This is a genomic window from Dinoroseobacter sp. S375 (assembly GCF_049800775.1).
Classification (GTDB): Bacteria; Pseudomonadota; Alphaproteobacteria; order Rhodobacterales; family Rhodobacteraceae; genus Dinoroseobacter.
The window spans coordinates 440527-457324 of record NZ_JBNAFR010000001.1; the positions used below are offsets into that span (position 1 = coordinate 440527).

Sequence of the window (16798 nt, forward strand, 5' to 3'; positions counted from 1 at the left end):
CCCCTATTTGGTGCCGAAGAGCCGGTCGCCCGCATCCCCGAGACCGGGCACGATATAGCCCTTTTCGTTCAGGTGACTGTCCACGGCGGCGGTGACCACGGGCACATCCGGATGGGCCTCTTTCATGCGCGCCACCCCTTCGGGCGCGGCCAGTAGGCACAGAAAGCGGATGTCCGTCGCGCCAGCCTCTTTCAGCAGATCAATCGCCGCTGCCGAGGAATTGCCCGTGGCCAGCATCGGGTCCACCGCGATCACCCGGCGTTCGGACAACGCGTCGGGGACCTTGAAGTAGTACTGAACCGGCTCAAGCGTTTCCTCGTCCCGGTAGAGCCCAACAAAGCCGACCCGCGCCGAGGGGATCAGCTGCAACACCCCGTCGAGCAACCCGTTGCCCGCCCGCAGGATCGAGATCAGCGCGAGCTTCTTGCCCTCCAGCTTGGGCGCATCCATGGGCTGGATCGGCGTCTCGATCTGCTCACTCTTCAGCGGCAGGTCGCGCGTGACCTCATAGGCCAGCAGCAGCGAAATCTCCTGCAGGAGGCGCCGGAACTCGGAGGTGGAGGTCGCCTTGTCCCGCATCAGGGTCAGCTTGTGCTGCACAAGCGGGTGATCGACGATTGTGCAATGCTCGGTCATGAGAGGTCTCCGAAAGTGGCGTCCAGTTTGGCGCGCAGGGTGGTCTTGGTCTCCGCGTCGCAGAAGGCGGCGTCGAGGGCGGTGTCGCTGATGGCGGCAAACTCGGGCAGGTCCCAGCCGAAATGATGCGCGAGGTTCTCGTATTCGCGGGACATGGTCGTGTGGAAAAACGGCGGATCATCTGTGCTGACGGTGACGGGCACGCCGGCCCGGCGCAGACGGTCGATCGGGTGGTCGCGCCAGGCCTCGTAGACCTTGAGCGCGATGTTGGAGCCCGGACAGACCTCGAGCACGACACCGGCCTCGGCCAGCGCCTCCATCAGGGCCGGATCCTGGATCGCGTGGACCCCGTGCCCGATCCGAGAAACCCCGAGATCCTGCCAGGCATCGCGCACTGATTGCGGACCGCCCCACTCGCCCGCATGGGCCGTCAGGGCAAGCTCGGCCTCGCGCGCCATGTCGAACGCATAGGCGAAATCCTTGGGCGCGCCCATGTTCTCATCCCCCGCAAGCCCCAGCCCGGTGATGAAATCGCCCGCCGTCTCGGCGGCACAAAGTGCGGTTTCCTTCGCCTTGTCCGGGCCGAAATGGCGGATGCAGGTCACGATCCCGCGCAGGACGATCCCGTCGGCAGCCTCAGCATCGCGAGCGGCCTCCTCGATTGCGGCCAGATAATCGCGCCAGGCGACCAGATCCCGCCCCCCGCAGAAATCCGGGCTGAGGAAGGCTTCGGTATAGATCACACCCTCTGCGGCCGAGGCCGCCAGCACCGCCCGGGTCAGGCGGTAGAAATCCTGCGGCGTCTGCAACACGGTGCAGGCAGCCTCATAGACCCGCAGGAAATCCACGAAATCCTTGTAGCGATAGGCCCCGGTCTCATCGAAAACACCGGTCAGGTTGACGTGTTTCTCGGCGGCCAGCTCGCGGATGACCTCCGGCGGGGCTGCGCCCTCCAGGTGGAGGTGCAATTCCAGTTTCGGAAGCTCTTTCACGGCAAAAACACCTTGTCTTTTTCCAACATTTCCAATCCCAGATGCGCCGCCACACTGGCCCCGACATTCTGAAATCCAACATGACCGATGGATTTGGCCCCTACACCCCAGCCAATCACAGGGACCCGCTCGCGCGTGTGCTCACTGCCCTGCCAGGTCGGATCATTGCCATGATCGGCGGTAAAGATCGCCAGATCCCCGGGGCGCAGCGTGGCCAGAAACCGGGGCAAGGCGGCGTCGAACCATTCCAGCGCGCGGGCATAGCCCGACACGTCGCGACGGTGGCCATAAAGGCTGTCGAACTCGACGAAATTCGCAAAGACCAGCGCACCCTCTTCGGCCACCTCCCCGGCAGCGATCAGCGCCTCCATCAGGGCCGCATCCGTGCCCTTGACCACGGTATCGATGCCCTGGCCCGAGAAGATATCCTTGATCTTGCCGATCGCATGGACCCGGCGACCGGCCTCTTGCGCCCGGTCGCAGAGCGTCGCCCCGGGTGGCGCGATGGCGTAGTCGCGGCGGTTCTGGGTACGGGTAAACCCCTCGGCCTCGGAGCCGAGGAACGGGCGCGCGATCACCCGCCCGACCTTCATCGCATGCAGCGTCGGCGCGAGCGTCTCGCACAAGCTCAGCAGCCGCTCCAGCCCGAACGCCTCTTCATGGGCGGCGATCTGGAACACGCTATCGGCGGAGGTGTAGCAGATCGGCCAACCGCTGCGCATATGCTCCGCGCCGAGCCGCGAGATCACCTCGGTCCCCGAGGCATGGGCATTGCAGAGCGTACCCTCGGTGCCTGCTAGCGCGGCGGTCTGCGCCAGAAGATCAGCCGGGAAAACCGGATCGCTTGTGGGAAAGACGGTCCAGTCCCAGGGCACCGGCACGCCCGCCAGTTCCCAATGCCCCGTGGGCGTGTCCTTGCCCGGCGAGATCTCGGTCGCAGCCCCCCAGAGCCCCCGCGGCGTGGCGCCGAGCCCTGGCGCCTCCATCCCCGAGGCCAGCGTGATCGCCGCCCCAAGGCCAAGCCCATCCAGAACCGGCATGCGCAATGGACCGCTGCGCCCCTCTTCGGCGCGGCCCTCGGCGCAGGCTTGCGCGATATGGCCGAGCGTGTTCGCACCCGCATCTCCGAAGGCGACGGCATCCGGCGCCCCGCCGCAGCCGACACTGTCCATCACGATCAGAAAGGCCCGGGTCATGGTCCCACCTCGCCAAGAATGAGCGGTTGCGGCGTGAAATCCGCACCTATGGTGAACGCAGACTGCAGCTCGGCCACAGCCCGGTCGGCGGCATCCTCGCGCGCTGCATGGACCCGTGCGAGGGGCTGACCCGGGGCGACCTCGGTGCCCAGCGGCAGGATCTCGGACAGGCCCACTGCCGGATCCACCCGGTCCGCTTCGGTCTGGCGCCCGCCGCCCAGGGACACGACGCTCCAGCCCAGCGCCCGCGCATCGCAGCCGTTGAGCACGCCTGCATGCGGCGCGGGCACCTCGCGCAGGATCGGTGCCTCGGGCAGGCCCGCGAGCCCTTGGGACACCACATCGCGCGGGCCGCCCAGCGCGGCGACCATCCGTTCGAACACCTCGGCGGCACGCCCGTCACGCAGGGCAGTCTCGATCGCAGCTTCCCCGGCCGCCGTGTCATCGGCCAAACCGCCCAGCGACAGCAGCGCCCCGCCCAGCGACACCGTCGCGGCGCGCAGGCGCGGGCTCGTGGCCTCTCCGCGCAGGATGCGCAGCACCTCGGCGAGCTCCAGCGCGTTGCCCGCCGCAGTCGCCAGCGACTGATCCATATCCGTCAGCAAGGCGCGCGTCGGGCAGCCGGCCCCATTGGCCGTCTCGACCAGCGCCTCGGCCAGCGCCTTTGCCGCTTCGGGCGTCGGCAAAAACGCCCCGGAGCCGCATTTGACATCTAGCACCAGCCCACCGAGCCCCGCCGCCAGTTTCTTGGACAGGATCGAGGCGGTGATCAGGTCGATACTCTCCACCGTGGCGGTCACATCGCGCACCGCGTAGAGCCGCCGATCCGCCGGGGCGATCCGGCCCGTCGCCCCGACGATCGCGCAGCCGGTCTCGGCCACGACCTTGCGCAGCTGCGCTTCGGAGATATTGGTGCGGTAGCCCTCAAACGCCTCGAGCTTGTCCAGCGTCCCCCCGGTATGGCCGAGCCCCCGTCCCGAGATCATCGGGACATAGGCTCCGCAGGCCGCCAGCGCCGGCGCCAGCAAGAGCGAGACCGTGTCCCCGATCCCGCCGGTCGAATGTTTGTCCAGAACCGGCCCCGGCAAGTCCCAGCTCAGGACATCGCCGCTGTCGCGCATGGCTTCGGTCAGGCGCACGCGGCCCGCGGGTCCGAGCCCGTTCAGAAGGGCGGCCATGGCAAAGGCCCCGACCTGCGCATCCGAAACCGACCCGTCCGCAAGCCCCGTTGCAAAGCTCCGCAAGGCCCCCGAAGGCAGCGGGGCGCGATCGCGAACGGCCTCAATCACGGTGCGGGTGGTCAAGATCCCTCCAGATGGCCGGGATCGAACGCGCCCGGCAAAAGCTCGCCCAAAGTCATCGACAACTCGGCCCCCGAGGTCGTGGCCATCAGCACCGGCACCTCCGCCGCGCCGAATTCCTTGAGCTTCTGACGGCAACCGCCGCAGGGCGGCACAGGATCCGGGCTGCCGGCGATCACCGCGACCTCGACCAGCGCGGTTTCACCGGCGGCGACCATGGCCGCAATCGCGCCCGCCTCGGCGCAAGTCCCTTCGGGATAAGCAACATTTTCCACGTTGCACCCGGAATAAACGGCGCCGGAGGCCCCGCGCACCGCCGCGCCGACCTTGAAATTCGAATAGGGCGCATAGGCCTTTTCACGCACCGCGCGAGCAGCGTCCAGAAGCTCCATTCCACACCCTCCTTGATCCGGAGCAAGAGTGCGGCGCGGCGCGGCGGTTTGCAAGCCCGCAACCGCAGCCTATGGTCGGCTCAGCCCCCTGAGTGGATCCGCCGCAAGCTGCGCAGAGGGATTTCCGTTCCCTAGGGGAATGAGATGGTTTAAGTCTAAACTAATTTGAGAATGGGGAGGGGTCCCGTGTCCACCAGCAAAGACGACAGCGCCCGCCAGGCGGCGCTTCACTATCATTCGCATCCGCGTCCCGGCAAGCTGGAGGTCCGCGCCACCAAGCCGCTGGCCAACCAGCTCGATCTTGCGCGCGCCTATTCGCCGGGCGTGGCCGAGGCCTGTCTCGAGATCAAGGCAGATCCGAGCACGGCCGCCAAGTATACCGGGCGCGGCAACCTTGTCGGCGTGGTCTCGAACGGGACCGCGGTGCTGGGGCTGGGCAATATCGGCGGGCTTGCCTCCAAGCCGGTGATGGAAGGCAAGGCGGTCCTCTTCAAGAAATTCGCCAATATCGACTGTTTCGATATCGAGCTGAACGAGAAGGATCCCGAGAAGCTAGCCGAACTGGTCTGTGCGCTGGAGCCGACCTTTGGCGCGATCAATCTTGAGGACATCAAGGCCCCGGACTGCTTCATCGTCGAGAAGATCTGCCGCGAGAAGATGAACATCCCGGTCTTTCATGACGACCAGCACGGCACGGCCATCGTGGTCGGCGCGGCGGCCACCAACGCCCTGCGCGTCACGGGCCGCAAGTTCGAGGATCTCAAGATCGTCTCGACCGGCGGCGGCGCGGCGGGCATCGCCTGTCTGAACATGCTGCTCAAGCTCGGCGTGCGGCGCGAGAACGTCACGCTCTGCGACATTGCGGGCGTGGTCTACAAGGGCCGCACCGAAGAGATGACGCCCCAGAAAGAGGCTTTTGCCCAGGACACCGAGGCGCGCAGCATCGATGAGGTGATCGGCGGCGCGGACATGTTCCTCGGCCTCTCGGCCCCCGGCGTCATCACGCCCGAGATGGTCGCCCGCATGGCCGACAAGCCGATCATCTTTGCCCTGGCCAACCCGACGCCCGAGATCATGCCCGAGCTGGTCAAGGAAACCGTGCCGGACGCGATCATCGCCACGGGCCGCACGGACTATCCCAACCAGGTCAACAACGTCCTGTGCTTCCCCTTCATCTTCCGCGGGGCGCTCGATGTGGGCGCGACCGAGATCAATGACGCCATGCAGCTCAGCTGCATCGAGGGGATTGCCGAGCTCGCCCGCGCCACGACCAGCGCCGAGGCAGCGGCGGCCTATCGCGGCGAACAGATGACCTTTGGCCCCGATTACCTGATCCCGAAACCCTTCGATCCGCGCCTGATGGGCGTGGTGGCCACCGCCGTGGCCCGGGCCGCGATCTCCTCCGGCGTGGCCGAGCGCCCGATCGAGGACCTCGAGGCCTACAAGGCCGCGCTGGACGGGTCGGTTTTCAAATCCGCCATGATCATGCGCCCGGTCTTCGATGCCGCGGCCCAAGCCGAGCGCAGCATCGTCTTTGCCGAGGGCGAGGATGAGCGCGTGCTCCGCGCGGCCAATGCGATGATCGAACAGACAACGGACAAGCCGATCCTGATCGGACGTCCCGAGGTGGTGATTGCCCGCTGCGAACGCGCGGGCCTGCCGATCCGCCCGGGCACGGATTTCGAACTGGTGAACCCGGAAAACGACCCGCGCTACCGTGAATACTGGGAGACCTATCACGGCATCATGGAGCGCAAGGGCGTGACCCCCGACATCGCCAAGGCCGTCCTGCGCACCAACACCACCGCCATCGCGGCGATCATGGTGCGGCGCGGTGATGCGGACAGCCTGATCTGCGGCACGTTCGGCCAGTATCTGTGGCACCTGAACTATGTCTGCGAAACGCTCGATGACGGTCAGGGCGGGCGCCACCCGGTGGGTGCGCTCAGCCTGATGATCCTCGAGGACGGGCCGCTTTTCATCGCCGACACCCATGTGCACGCCACCCCGACGCCCGAGCAGATCGCCGAGACCGTCTGCGGGGCGGCCCGCCATGTGCGCCGCTTCGGTCTGGAGCCGAACATCGCGCTCTGCTCGCATTCGCAATTCGGCAATCTGGACATCGATTCCGGGCACCGGATGCGTGCGGCCATGCGGATCCTCGACGGCCAGAACGTGGATTTCTGCTATGAGGGCGAAATGCATACCGACAGCGCGCTCGATCCTGAACTGCGCGACCGGATCTTCCCCCATTCGCGGATGCAGGGTGCGGCCAATGTGCTGGTCTTCGCCAATAGCGATGCGGCCTCGGGGGTGCGCAACATCCTGAAGATGAAGGCAAACGGTCTCGAGGTCGGGCCGATCCTCATGGGGCTCGGCAACCGTGCCCATGTGGTCACCCCGTCGATCACCGCGCGCGGCCTTCTCAACATGTCCGCCGTCGCGGGCACGCCCGTGGCCCATTACGGCTAGGCTTTGGGCGGCGCGGGTCCTCCCGCGCTGCCTGCCCCGCGGGCACGCCCCTGCCCCGTCGCGTTTGCGCAATCAGTCGCAGGTCCGGGCCTTGCCCTCGCGGGGCCCCGCACTCAAGAATGCGCGCGACGTAGAGGAGGCCCACATGACCTATGCAAATACCTATGCCGCTTGGAAATCTGATCCTGAGGGGTTCTGGATGGACGCCGCGCAGGCCATTGACTGGGTGACCCCGCCGACCAAGGCCCTGAACGACGAAAACGCGCCGCTCTATGAGTGGTTCACCGATGCCGAGGTGAACACCTGCTACAACGCGGTGGACCGGCATGTGGAGGCTGGCAATGGCGACCGGGTCGCGATCATCTATGACAGCCCCGTCACCCATACCAAGCAAGAGATCACCTTTGCCGAGCTGCAGGAGCGGGTCGCTATGCTGGCTGGCGCGCTGCGCGCCAAGGGCGTGGAAAAGGGCGACCGGGTCCTGATCTACATGCCGATGGTGCCGCAGGCGCTGGAGGCTATGCTGGCCTGTGCGCGGCTGGGAGCGATCCACTCGGTGGTGTTTGGCGGCTTCGCGGCCAACGAGCTCGCCGTTCGGATCGACGATGCGACGCCCAAGGCGATCATCGCGGCCTCCTGCGGGATCGAGCCGGGGCGCGTGGTGCATTACAAGCCGCTGCTGGACGGGGCGATTGATCTGGCCGAGCACAAACCCGAGTTTACCCTGATCTTTCAGCGCGAGCAGGAGGTCGCCCATCTCGAAGAGGGGCGCGATTTCGACTGGCACGAGGCGCTGTTCGGCGTCGAGCCGGCGGAGTGCGTTCCGGTCTCGGGCGATCACCCGGCCTATATCCTTTACACCTCCGGCACGACCGGCCAGCCCAAGGGCGTGCTGCGCCCCACGGCCGGGCATCTGGTGGCGCTGAACTGGACGATGAAGGCGATCTACAACGTGGAGCCGGGCGAGGTGTTCTGGGCCGCCTCCGATGTGGGCTGGGTCGTGGGCCATTCCTATATCTGCTACGGGCCGCTGATCCACGGCAACACCACCATCGTGTTCGAAGGAAAGCCCGTGGGCACGCCCGATGCGGGCACCTTCTGGCGCGTGATCTCCGAGCACAAAGTGACCTCGTTCTTCACCGCTCCCACCGCCCTGCGCGCGGTCAAGCGCGAGGATCCCAAGGGCGAATTCATCAGCAAATACGACCTGTCGCATCTGCGCTGCATCTACCTTGCGGGGGAGCGCGCGGATCCGGACACCATCGAGTGGACCATGGACAAACTGGGCGTGCCGGTGATCGACCACTGGTGGCAAACCGAGACCGGCTGGGCCATTGCCGCCAACCCGATGGGGATCGAGCATCTGCCCGTCAAGATCGGCAGCCCCTCGGTCGCCATGCCCGGCTATGACGTGCAGGTGCTGGATGAGGGCGGCCACCCGGTCGCGCCCGGCACCCTGGGCGCCATCGCGATCAAGCTGCCCCTGGCCCCCGGCACCCTGCCCAACCTGTGGAAGGCCGAGGCGCGCTTCGTCAAAAGCTATCTGACCACCTTCCCGGGCTATTACGAGACCGGGGATGCGGGCTATATCGACGAGGACGGCTATCTCTACATCATGGCCCGCACCGATGACGTGATCAACGTGGCCGGGCACCGCCTGTCCACCGGCGCCATGGAAGAGGTGCTGGCCAGCCATCCGGATGTGGCCGAATGCGCGGTGATCGGCGTGGCGGATGCCCTGAAGGGCCAGATGCCCATGGGGTTCATGTGTCTCAGCGCCGGGGTGAACCGACCCCATAACGAGATCGTCGGCGAATGCGTCAAGCTCGTGCGCGAGAAGATCGGGCCGGTCGCGGCCTTCAAGCTGGCGACGGTCGTGGACCGCCTGCCCAAGACCCGGTCGGGCAAGATCCTGCGCGGGACCATGGTCAACATCGCGGACGGAACCGCCTGGAAGATGCCCGCGACGATCGATGATCCCGCCATTCTCGACGAGATCACGGAAGCGTTACAGCAGATGGGCTATCCGAAAGGGTAAAGTTTCCGCAGCGTTGGCTTTTGAAAGAACGTTTTTCGTTTTGTAAATCCGGCTTTCTGGCTTAGGTTTTGCGATACAACCCTGCGCTGAACATGATAAGCAGGGCTCAACGCGACCAACCGGCTGGATGACGCAAAACACGTGACCTCAGGGGATGCCACATTCGTTCGCACCGGAGACGGCCTGGCCGTCGCCGCGTCGGATCAAATCTCCATGCTGTCCCACGATGTGCGCGGGGCAATGTCTGACGTCATTGGAGGATTGCGTTTGGTGGATCTGGACGCGCTTGACCCCGAAACCCGTGCCCAGCTGGACCGCGTCCGATCCTCGGGCGAGGTGCTGGCGAGACTGGTCGAAGACATCCTGTCCTGGGCGAATGAGGGCCATGACGCGCCGCGCAACCCGGGACAGAAGTTGAGCCTCGGGCGGTTTCTGCATGATCTGGACTCGCGCTGGTCCGGGCGGGCCATCGCCTCGGATCTCGCCTTCGAGATGTCGATTGCCGATGACGTGCCCACGGTGGTGTCCCTCGATCGGGTCACGCTGGAACGGGTGCTGGGCAACCTGATCAGCAACGCGATGAAATATACCGAGCGCGGGAGCGTCCGTCTGGATGTCGCCCTGCTGCCCGGGCGGGATCTGCAGTTTCGGGTGCTGGATGACGGGCCGGGCTTTTCGGATTCCGCGCTGGCCCTTCTGTTCCAGCTGCGTGGGCGGCCGGACGACGCGCAAAAACCCGGCACCGGGCTGGGCCTGCACATCGCCAAGGAACTGTCGGATTCCATGGGGGCCCGGCTTCTGGTGTCGAACCGCGCCAAGGGCGGCGCACTGGTATCGCTCAGCGTGCCGGAATTTGTCTGGACCCCGGGCGAAGCGACCCTTGAGCAAGGCGTTGTGCCCACCTTTGCGGGCAAGCACATCCTAGTGGCCGAGGATAACGAGACGAACCAGATCCTGACGACCCAGATGCTCGAAGCGATGGGCGCGACCTGTGACATCGCCGCCGACGGGGTCGCCGCGCTCGAGGCGCTGGAAGAGCGGCGCTACGATCTGGCGCTGGTGGATATCGAGATGCCCCGGCTCAACGGGATCGAGGTGATCCGCACGATCCGGGCCCGCGAGGACGAGATCGCCAAGATGCCGCTTGTCGCGCTGACGGCTTATGTGCTGCGCTCGAACCGCGAGGCGATCTATCAGGCCGGAACGGATGCGATCATTGCCAAGCCGATCATGTCGCTGGAAAGCTTTGCGGAAACCCTCGGACAATATCTCGGCGCGAGCCCGCCGCCCCTGTCCCAGAGCCAGGGCGATGGCACCCCGCTCGCCGATCGCAGCCGGTTTGAACGGCTGCTGGAAATCGCCGGAACCGAGGGCGCTGCCGAGCTTCTTACACGGCTGGCTGCAGATTTGCGTCGGGTGGACAGCAATCTGCGGGCGGCAATCCCGGTCATGGACCAATCGGCCCTGCGCGCCGAGACCCATGTGCTGATATCGCTTGCGGGCGCGGTCGGCGCGGACCGGCTACATACTCTGGCCTCGACGTTGAACGCCGCGGCCCACCGAATGGATGAATGCGAAATCGTTACGCTGGGGAGCGAGGCGAAAACGCGGATCGACGAATTGTTGACAGTGATCGACCGCGAAGCCGCTGAAAGGACCACCTCTTCATGAGTGCGCCGCCTATCCTGCTGATCGAGGACACCCCCTCGCTGCAACTTGTTTACGACGCGATTATTCGTGGCGCCGGTCACAAGGTGACCTGTGCCGACACCGCCGATAACGGCCTGGCCGCCTTCAAGCGCGAAAAGCCGCGCGTGGTGGTGCTCGATCTGATGCTGCCGGATCGCGACGGGCTCGACCTGATGCGGGAATGCCTAGAACTGGCGCCCGAGGCGCGCTTCGTGGTGATCACTGCCAATGGCTCGATCAACCGCGCCGTGGAGGCGATGCGAGTCGGGGCCTATGAGTTTCTGGTCAAACCCTTTGACGAGGGCCGGTTCCTCGCCGCCATCGACAACGCCCTGCGCGATCAGGCCCGCCCCACCGGCGAGACGCCCGAAGTGCTGAGCGATTTCCGCGGCTTCATCGGCAGCTCGGAGGCGATGCAGGATGTCTATCGCCGGATCCAGTCGGTCAGCCGTTCCATGGCGACGGTCTTCATCACCGGCGAGAGCGGGACGGGCAAGGAGGTCTGCGCCCAGGCCGTCCATGACAGCTCGACCCGGGCCGAAAAGCCCTTCGTGCCGCTGAATTGCGGGGCGATCCCATCGGACTTGCTGGAATCCGAGGTGTTCGGCCATTTGCGCGGCTCCTTCACCGGGGCGATTGCCGACAAGATCGGCGCAGCAGCGGCCGCGGATGGCGGCACGCTGTTTCTCGACGAGATTTGCGAGATGGATCTCAACCTGCAGACCAAGCTCCTGCGCTTTCTGCAAACCTCGACGATCCAGCCCGTGGGCGCGACCCGGGCCCGCAAGGTCAATGCGCGCATCATCTGCGCCACCAACCGCAACCCGCTGGAGGAGGTGCGCAAGGGCCGCTTCCGCGAAGACCTGTACTACCGGTTGCAGGTGGTTCCGATCCATCTGCCGCCCCTGCGCGAACGCGGCGATGACGTGATCTCGATTGCCCGTCACGCGGTCCAGACCTTCTCAAACGAAGAAGGGCGCAGCTTCAAGGGCCTCTCGCCCGAGGTCGAGCAGCTCTTCCGCACCCTGCCCTGGCCCGGGAATGTCCGGCAGGTCATCAATGTGATGCGCAATGTGGTGGTCCTGAATGATGGCCCGATGGTCACCCAGACCATGTTGCCGCTGGAGATCCTGCACCATCACGAGGCGATGACCAGCGGCGAGGATCCCCTGGCCGCGAACTCGCCGAACAAACCGGTGGTCTCGCTGGACGGGCTGGTCGGGCGGACCATGGCCGAGATCGAGCGTATGGTGATCGAAGAGACCATCGCCCGCCATGGCGGGTCCGTCCCCAAGGCGGCGCGGGTGCTCGACCTGTCACCCTCGACGATCTATCGCAAGCGCGAGAGCTGGATGAAGGACGCGGCGGAGTAGATCCGCGACGGAGCATAGCCAAGGCCCCGGCGCTCCGCCCTGCCCCCTCGCCTAGACGAACTGTTCGCGGATCAGCCGCTCTTCGAGCCCATGGCCCGGATCGAACAGCAGACGATGCCGCACGCTCGGCTCGCTCCGGATCTCGACCGAGACAACCTCGTGGTTCGAGCGGCTGTCAGCATCGGCCATGACCGGGCGCTTGCCCGGCTCCAGCACATCGAACCGCACCATGGCCGTTTTCGGCAGAAGTGCTCCGCGCCAGCGCCGCGGCCGGAAGGCCGACATGGCCGTCAGGGCCAGCACATCCGAGCCGATCGGCAGGATCGGACCATGGGCCGAGTAGTTATACGCGGTGGAGCCCGCAGGCGTCGCCACCAGCGCCCCGTCGCAGACCAGCTCATCCATGCGCACCCGGCCATCCACCGAGATCCGCAGCTTGGCCGCCTGTGAGCCCGCGCGCAGCAAGGCTACCTCGTTGATCGCCAGCGCTTCGACAATCGTCCCGTCCGAGCCGATGGCCCGCATATGCAGCGGGTTGATCACCTCTTCGACCGCCTCGGCCAGACGCTCCGGCAGGCGCGCCTCGGAGTATTCGTTCATCATGAAGCCGATCGTGCCGCAATTCATGCCATAGACCGGCGCGCGCAGACCCTCGGTCGCGTGCAGGGTCTGCAGCATGAACCCGTCTCCGCCCAGAGCCACGATCACATCCGCCTCTTCGGGCGCCGTGTCGCCATGAAGCGCCGAGAGCGCCGTGCGCGCATCCTGCGCCACCGGCGCGCGGCTGGCGAGAAACGCAATCTTTTCGCGGCTTTGCATCGCGTGGGGCCTTTCGTTTCCAAAAGTGTTCGCCTGCGCGTGTCGGAAACACAAGGGTCTTATACGCGGCGTGCTCCCCTCTGTGCTGCGCCAAATCGCACCGGATACTCTTTCTCCCGGGCCCTGTTTGCTCTACATGGACCTCCACTACGGCACGTCGGTCGTGCCCCGCCCTAGACCAATGGAGCTGTCCAGATGAATGCACCGCACCGCGATTCCGGTTTCTTCACCGAGTCCCTTGCCACTCGGGATGCCGAGCTTTTTGGCGCGATCACCCAGGAGCTGGGCCGCCAGCGCGACGAGATCGAACTGATCGCGTCCGAGAACATCACCTCCGCCGCCGTGATGGAGGCGCAAGGCTCGGTGATGACCAACAAATACGCCGAGGGCTATCCCGGGCGCCGCTACTATGGCGGGTGCCAGTATGTGGACATCGCCGAGGATCTGGCCATCGACCGCGCCAAGCAGCTCTTTGGCTGCGGCTTTGCCAATGTGCAGCCGAACTCGGGCAGCCAGGCCAACCAGGGTGTGTTCACCGCGCTGCTGCAGCCCGGCGACACCATTCTGGGCATGAGCCTCGATGCCGGTGGGCACCTGACCCATGGCGCGCGCCCGAACCAGTCGGGCAAGTGGTTCAATGCGATCCAGTACGGCGTGCGCGAAGACACGCTGGATGTGGACTACGACCAGATCGCCGCCCTGACCGCCGAGCATCAGCCCAAGATGATCATCGCCGGGGGCTCGGCCATCCCGCGGATCATCGATTTCGCCAAGATGCGCGAGATTGCCGACACGGTGGGGGCGTACCTGCTGGTGGACATGGCGCATTTCGCCGGGCTCGTGGCCTCGGGCCACTACCCCTCGCCCTTCCCCCATGCCCATGTGGCGACGACCACGACCCACAAGACCCTGCGCGGTCCGCGCGGCGGGATGATCCTGACCGATGACGAGGCGCTGGCGAAAAAATTCAACTCCGCCATCTTCCCGGGCATCCAGGGCGGGCCGCTGATGCATGTGATCGCAGGCAAGGCCGTGGCCTTTGGCGAGGCGCTGCGCCCCGAGTTCAAGACCTATCAGGCGCAGGTGATCGAGAACGCTCAGGCGCTCGCCGATCAGCTGATGCAGGGCGGGCTCGACATCGTGACCGGCGGGACCGATACGCACCTGATGCTGGTGGACCTGCGCCCCAAGGGCGTGAAAGGCAACGCCACCGAGAAGGCTCTGGGCCGCGCCCATATCACCTGCAACAAGAACGGCATCCCCTTTGATACCGAAAAGCCGATGATCACCTCCGGCATCCGGCTGGGCTCGCCCGCGGGCACCACCCGGGGCTTCGGCACGCCGGAATTCCGCCAGATCGCCGATTGGATCGTCCGGGTCGTGGATGGCCTTGCGGCCAATGGCGAAGAGGGCAATGGCGAGGTCGAGGCGGCTGTGCGCGCCGAGGTGCTCGAGCTCTGCGGGCGCTTCCCGATCTATCCCAACCTCTGAACAGCAGAGGGTCCGCGCGGTCTCAGATGAGACCGCGCCACCGGGCCACGAACACGAACAGCGCGGCGAGGATCGCGAGGTTCACCGCCACGCAGGCGGCGATGCCCAGCCAGTAGCGCTCCCGATCCCGCTTGGGGTTCAATCCATCGAGAAACCGGCGCGCCCGGGCGTGCACGTCCTGCATCTGTCCCAGATCGATCTGGCGATGCCAGTGGGGATGGCTCAGCCAGCTTTCGGCCTCGATCGCGGCCTGCAACTCCGCCAGCATGGATTTCGGCATCACGCCCTTCACCCGGCGCAGCGCCTCCGGCAGGTCCTTGGGGCGCGCGCGGAACTTGCGGCCGATCTCCTCGGCCAATGCGAGATTCGCATCGGGAAGGTCGTAGACGGTGGTGAGACGTGCGCGGGCCATGCCCAAGGCTATCTGCGGCAACCGCGCGCTTCAAGCGGGCTGGTTCTTGTCGCCTTGTCACGATAGCACGGATCGCAGGATATTTCGGAGACGGCAATGCTGAACACCCTGACCTATGGCGACGCCCCCGGCACCCCGCTCCTGATCGTGCATGGCCTCTTTGGCTCCGCCAAGAACTGGGGCGCGATCTCGAAACGGATGGCCGCGAGGCATCCGGTGATCGCCGTCGATCTGCGCAACCACGGTGACAGCGCCCATACCCCCACCCACAGCTATCCGGACCTTGCCGCTGATCTGGCAGAGGTGATCGATGCCCGTGGCGGGCGCGCCCATGTGCTGGGCCATTCCATGGGGGGCAAGGCGGCCATGGTGCTGGCCCTGACCCAACCGGAAATGGTGGAAAGCCTGCTCGTCGCGGATATCGCGCCGGTCACCTATAACCGGACCCAGTCCGGCTTCATCGATGCCATGGAGGGCGTGGATCTCGCCACCGTGACCAAGCGGTCGGATGCCGACAAGGCGCTCATGGCCTCCGTTCCGGACCTGCCCACCCGGGCTTTCCTGACCCAATCGCTGGACCTGCGGGCCGAGGGCGGTCCGCGCTGGCGGCTCAACCTTGCCACGCTGCGGGCCGAGATGCCGCTGATCATGGGCTTTCCCGAGATCACCGGCCAGTATACCGGCCCGACGCTGTTCCTGCGCGGCGGGGCTTCCGACTATGTGCTGCCGGCCCATCAGGGCGAGATTGACCGGCTCTTCCCCACTGCCGAGATCGACGCGATCCCGGATGTGGGGCACTGGCTCCATGCCGAGGCGCCGGGCCCGTTCATCGACAGACTCTCCGCCTTCCTCGACGCCTAGCTTTCATCAGTATCGGTATCGGGGATCTCTCCGCCAAGAGAGCGACAGAACTTGCGCCCGCCGTGGAACGAGACGCCTCGAGACCCTAAATCTCCTCGATCCCCATCATGAGATAAGGATCCGAGGCGCTCCAGCGCACGCAAGTTCTGTGCTGTCGGCGTTCAAACTGAGAACGCTTACAGGAATGAGACACGCTGAGATCGGCAGGATCGGACACTTGTGCCGCAAGGGCACCCCCATCACTCCCTGTCCAGATCGACGCCAAAGCGAGCTTTTCAGCCCTGCTCAACATGTCTCCTGTACAGTTTAGCTGACAGATGTTGATGCCACTTTGACATGGCGCAAGAAATGCCACGATTTCGACGTTTTACGAGGGGCAATAGACCTCAACTGTCAGCATCACGAGATCCCCGTCCATGGTACTGCCAAGAACCGAACAGCCCAGTGTGGCCCCCACCGCATCGTAAAAGGCCCGGCGGAAATGGGTCCGCGACACCGGCCGGCTCGGGTTCATGCGAATGCCCCGCACCGAACGGCCATTATAGTAGAGATCGAAGGTATAGCCCGCCTGCGTTACCCGCATCGCAGGCACCCCACGATAGTCCAGCCCCGGGTTAGAACACCCGGCCAGAGCGAGACAGCATAGGATCAACGGCACGCGCATGGGCGCAAGGTGCGCCCCGCGCCTTAAGGTTCGGTTAACCGAGCTTGCGCCCCTGCAGCAGACGCCAGGCCACCGGCGCGGCGAGGAACATGCCCGTGACAACGGCCAATGCCACCACCGGCGCCGATGTCTCGCCAATCCCCACGGTCAGTACCCCGGACAGAAGGCCCAAGGTCGCCGCGAGCACGACAAAAATGACGGTAAATGCTTTCAACATGGTCAATCCTCTGTCTGATCCGATCCGCCGAGCTTGCGCGCGACAAACCAACTGAAGGGCACCGCGATCAGCGCGCCCAGCCCGGCGGCAAGGCCAAGCCCTGCCCCGCTGCTCACACCGCTCACCAAGGCCACCACGACGCCGACCCCGGCGAGGGTCGGGGCGGTCAGGCTGAAGATGGTCACGGGCAGGCGATGCATAAGTATCCTCTCGATGGTCGCGTTGTTATGCAGGTGCAGCATGGC

At 65.6% G+C, this 16798-nt stretch carries 16 protein-coding genes; 6 read left to right on the forward strand and 10 right to left on the reverse strand.

The genetic code is table 11. The annotated features are described in order from the left end of the window. Positions 1-3 precede the first annotated feature (3 nt). From upp to ACP150_RS02050, 5 genes are read right to left on the reverse strand one after another with little or no spacing between them, the layout of a single operon-like run. A complete protein-coding gene (gene upp / locus ACP150_RS02030; protein WP_424964873.1) occupies positions 4-636 on the reverse strand; it encodes a uracil phosphoribosyltransferase in 633 nt (210 codons plus the stop codon). Further along, on the reverse strand, positions 633-1628 hold the full coding sequence (locus ACP150_RS02035) for an adenosine deaminase (RefSeq protein ID WP_424964874.1): 996 nt from the start codon (positions 1626-1628) through the stop codon (positions 633-635). The genes upp and ACP150_RS02035 overlap by 4 nt, the downstream gene beginning before the upstream one ends. Continuing rightward, complete coding sequence (locus ACP150_RS02040) at positions 1625-2824, reverse strand: phosphopentomutase (RefSeq protein WP_424964875.1); 1200 nt, start codon at positions 2822-2824, stop codon at positions 1625-1627. Before ACP150_RS02040 ends, ACP150_RS02035 begins: the two co-directional genes overlap by 4 nt. Further along, on the reverse strand, positions 2821-4128 hold the full coding sequence (locus tag ACP150_RS02045) for a thymidine phosphorylase (RefSeq protein WP_424964876.1): 1308 nt from the start codon (positions 4126-4128) through the stop codon (positions 2821-2823). The genes ACP150_RS02040 and ACP150_RS02045 overlap by 4 nt, the downstream gene beginning before the upstream one ends. Beyond that, positions 4125-4517: a cytidine deaminase gene (locus ACP150_RS02050; RefSeq protein ID WP_424964877.1), complete on the reverse strand. Its 393-nt coding sequence runs from the start codon at positions 4515-4517 to the stop codon at positions 4125-4127. The genes ACP150_RS02045 and ACP150_RS02050 overlap by 4 nt, the downstream gene beginning before the upstream one ends. Positions 4518-4688: 171 nt before the next feature. Here ACP150_RS02050 and ACP150_RS02055 point away from each other — a divergent pair, with 171 nt between their 5' ends. From ACP150_RS02055 to ACP150_RS02070, 4 genes are all read left to right on the forward strand, one after another. Beyond that, positions 4689-6989 carry an NADP-dependent malic enzyme gene (locus ACP150_RS02055; protein ID WP_424964878.1) on the forward strand — a complete coding sequence of 767 codons (2301 nt, stop codon included), beginning with the start codon at positions 4689-4691 and terminating at the stop codon, positions 6987-6989. Positions 6990-7134: 145 nt separating this feature from the next. Continuing rightward, positions 7135-9027, forward strand: a complete 1893-nt coding sequence (gene prpE / locus ACP150_RS02060; RefSeq protein ID WP_424964879.1) for a propionate-CoA ligase PrpE — start codon at positions 7135-7137, stop codon at positions 9025-9027. Between the two features lie 240 nt (positions 9028-9267). After that, positions 9268-10698, forward strand: coding sequence for a response regulator (locus ACP150_RS02065; RefSeq protein WP_424964880.1), 1431 nt, complete (start codon positions 9268-9270; stop codon positions 10696-10698). Further along, entirely contained in the window at positions 10695-12089 is a 1395-nt protein-coding gene (locus tag ACP150_RS02070; RefSeq protein ID WP_424964881.1) for a sigma-54-dependent transcriptional regulator, read from the forward strand. The genes ACP150_RS02065 and ACP150_RS02070 overlap by 4 nt, the downstream gene beginning before the upstream one ends. 51 nt (positions 12090-12140) lie before the next feature. On the opposite strand, the gene ACP150_RS02075 is transcribed toward ACP150_RS02070, so the two are convergent. Then, on the reverse strand, positions 12141-12908 hold the full coding sequence (locus tag ACP150_RS02075) for an NAD kinase (RefSeq protein WP_424964882.1): 768 nt from the start codon (positions 12906-12908) through the stop codon (positions 12141-12143). Between the two features lie 195 nt (positions 12909-13103). On the opposite strand from ACP150_RS02075, the gene glyA reads away from it, so the two are divergent. Next, a complete protein-coding gene (glyA, locus tag ACP150_RS02080; RefSeq protein ID WP_424964883.1) occupies positions 13104-14399 on the forward strand; it encodes a serine hydroxymethyltransferase in 1296 nt (431 codons plus the stop codon). A 22-nt stretch (positions 14400-14421) separates the two neighbouring features. Here glyA and ACP150_RS02085 read toward each other — a convergent pair whose 3' ends face one another. Further along, positions 14422-14811 (reverse strand): hypothetical protein, encoded by a 390-nt coding sequence (locus tag ACP150_RS02085; RefSeq protein WP_424964884.1) that lies wholly within the window; start codon positions 14809-14811, stop codon positions 14422-14424. A gap of 96 nt (positions 14812-14907) precedes the next feature. Between ACP150_RS02085 and ACP150_RS02090 the strand changes: the two genes are divergently transcribed. After that, positions 14908-15672 (forward strand): alpha/beta fold hydrolase, encoded by a 765-nt coding sequence (locus tag ACP150_RS02090; protein ID WP_424964885.1) that lies wholly within the window; start codon positions 14908-14910, stop codon positions 15670-15672. 367 nt (positions 15673-16039) lie between these two features. On the opposite strand, the gene ACP150_RS02095 is transcribed toward ACP150_RS02090, so the two are convergent. The 3 genes from ACP150_RS02095 to ACP150_RS02105 form a co-directional block, all read right to left on the reverse strand. Then, positions 16040-16255 (reverse strand): hypothetical protein, encoded by a 216-nt coding sequence (locus ACP150_RS02095; protein ID WP_424964886.1) that lies wholly within the window; start codon positions 16253-16255, stop codon positions 16040-16042. A gap of 115 nt (positions 16256-16370) precedes the next feature. Further along, on the reverse strand, positions 16371-16553 hold the full coding sequence (locus ACP150_RS02100; protein WP_424964887.1) for a hypothetical protein: 183 nt from the start codon (positions 16551-16553) through the stop codon (positions 16371-16373). A 2-nt stretch (positions 16554-16555) separates the two neighbouring features. Further along, on the reverse strand, positions 16556-16795 hold the full coding sequence (locus ACP150_RS02105) for a CTP synthetase (RefSeq protein ID WP_424964888.1): 240 nt from the start codon (positions 16793-16795) through the stop codon (positions 16556-16558). Positions 16796-16798: the final 3 nt, after the last annotated feature.

Excerpts from the sequence above, each read along its gene's own strand:
- upp (WP_424964873.1), bottom strand. The coding sequence starts at position 636 with ATGACCGAGCATTGCACAATCGTCGATCACCCGCTTGTGCAGCACAAG.
- ACP150_RS02040 (WP_424964875.1), bottom strand. The coding sequence starts at position 2,824 with ATGACCCGGGCCTTTCTGATCGTGATGGACAGTGTCGGCTGCGGCGGG.
- ACP150_RS02050 (WP_424964877.1), bottom strand. The coding sequence starts at position 4,517 with ATGGAGCTTCTGGACGCTGCTCGCGCGGTGCGTGAAAAGGCCTATGCG.
- ACP150_RS02055 (WP_424964878.1), top strand. The coding sequence starts at position 4,689 with ATGGGGAGGGGTCCCGTGTCCACCAGCAAAGACGACAGCGCCCGCCAG.
- prpE (WP_424964879.1), top strand. The coding sequence starts at position 7,135 with ATGACCTATGCAAATACCTATGCCGCTTGGAAATCTGATCCTGAGGGG.
- ACP150_RS02065 (WP_424964880.1), top strand. The coding sequence starts at position 9,268 with ATGTCTGACGTCATTGGAGGATTGCGTTTGGTGGATCTGGACGCGCTT.
- ACP150_RS02070 (WP_424964881.1), top strand. The coding sequence starts at position 10,695 with ATGAGTGCGCCGCCTATCCTGCTGATCGAGGACACCCCCTCGCTGCAA.
- ACP150_RS02075 (WP_424964882.1), bottom strand. The coding sequence starts at position 12,908 with ATGCAAAGCCGCGAAAAGATTGCGTTTCTCGCCAGCCGCGCGCCGGTG.
- glyA (WP_424964883.1), top strand. The coding sequence starts at position 13,104 with ATGAATGCACCGCACCGCGATTCCGGTTTCTTCACCGAGTCCCTTGCC.
- ACP150_RS02085 (WP_424964884.1), bottom strand. The coding sequence starts at position 14,811 with ATGGCCCGCGCACGTCTCACCACCGTCTACGACCTTCCCGATGCGAAT.
- ACP150_RS02090 (WP_424964885.1), top strand. The coding sequence starts at position 14,908 with ATGCTGAACACCCTGACCTATGGCGACGCCCCCGGCACCCCGCTCCTG.
- ACP150_RS02095 (WP_424964886.1), bottom strand. The coding sequence starts at position 16,255 with ATGCGGGTAACGCAGGCGGGCTATACCTTCGATCTCTACTATAATGGC.
- ACP150_RS02100 (WP_424964887.1), bottom strand. The coding sequence starts at position 16,553 with ATGTTGAAAGCATTTACCGTCATTTTTGTCGTGCTCGCGGCGACCTTG.
- ACP150_RS02105 (WP_424964888.1), bottom strand. The coding sequence starts at position 16,795 with ATGCTGCACCTGCATAACAACGCGACCATCGAGAGGATACTTATGCAT.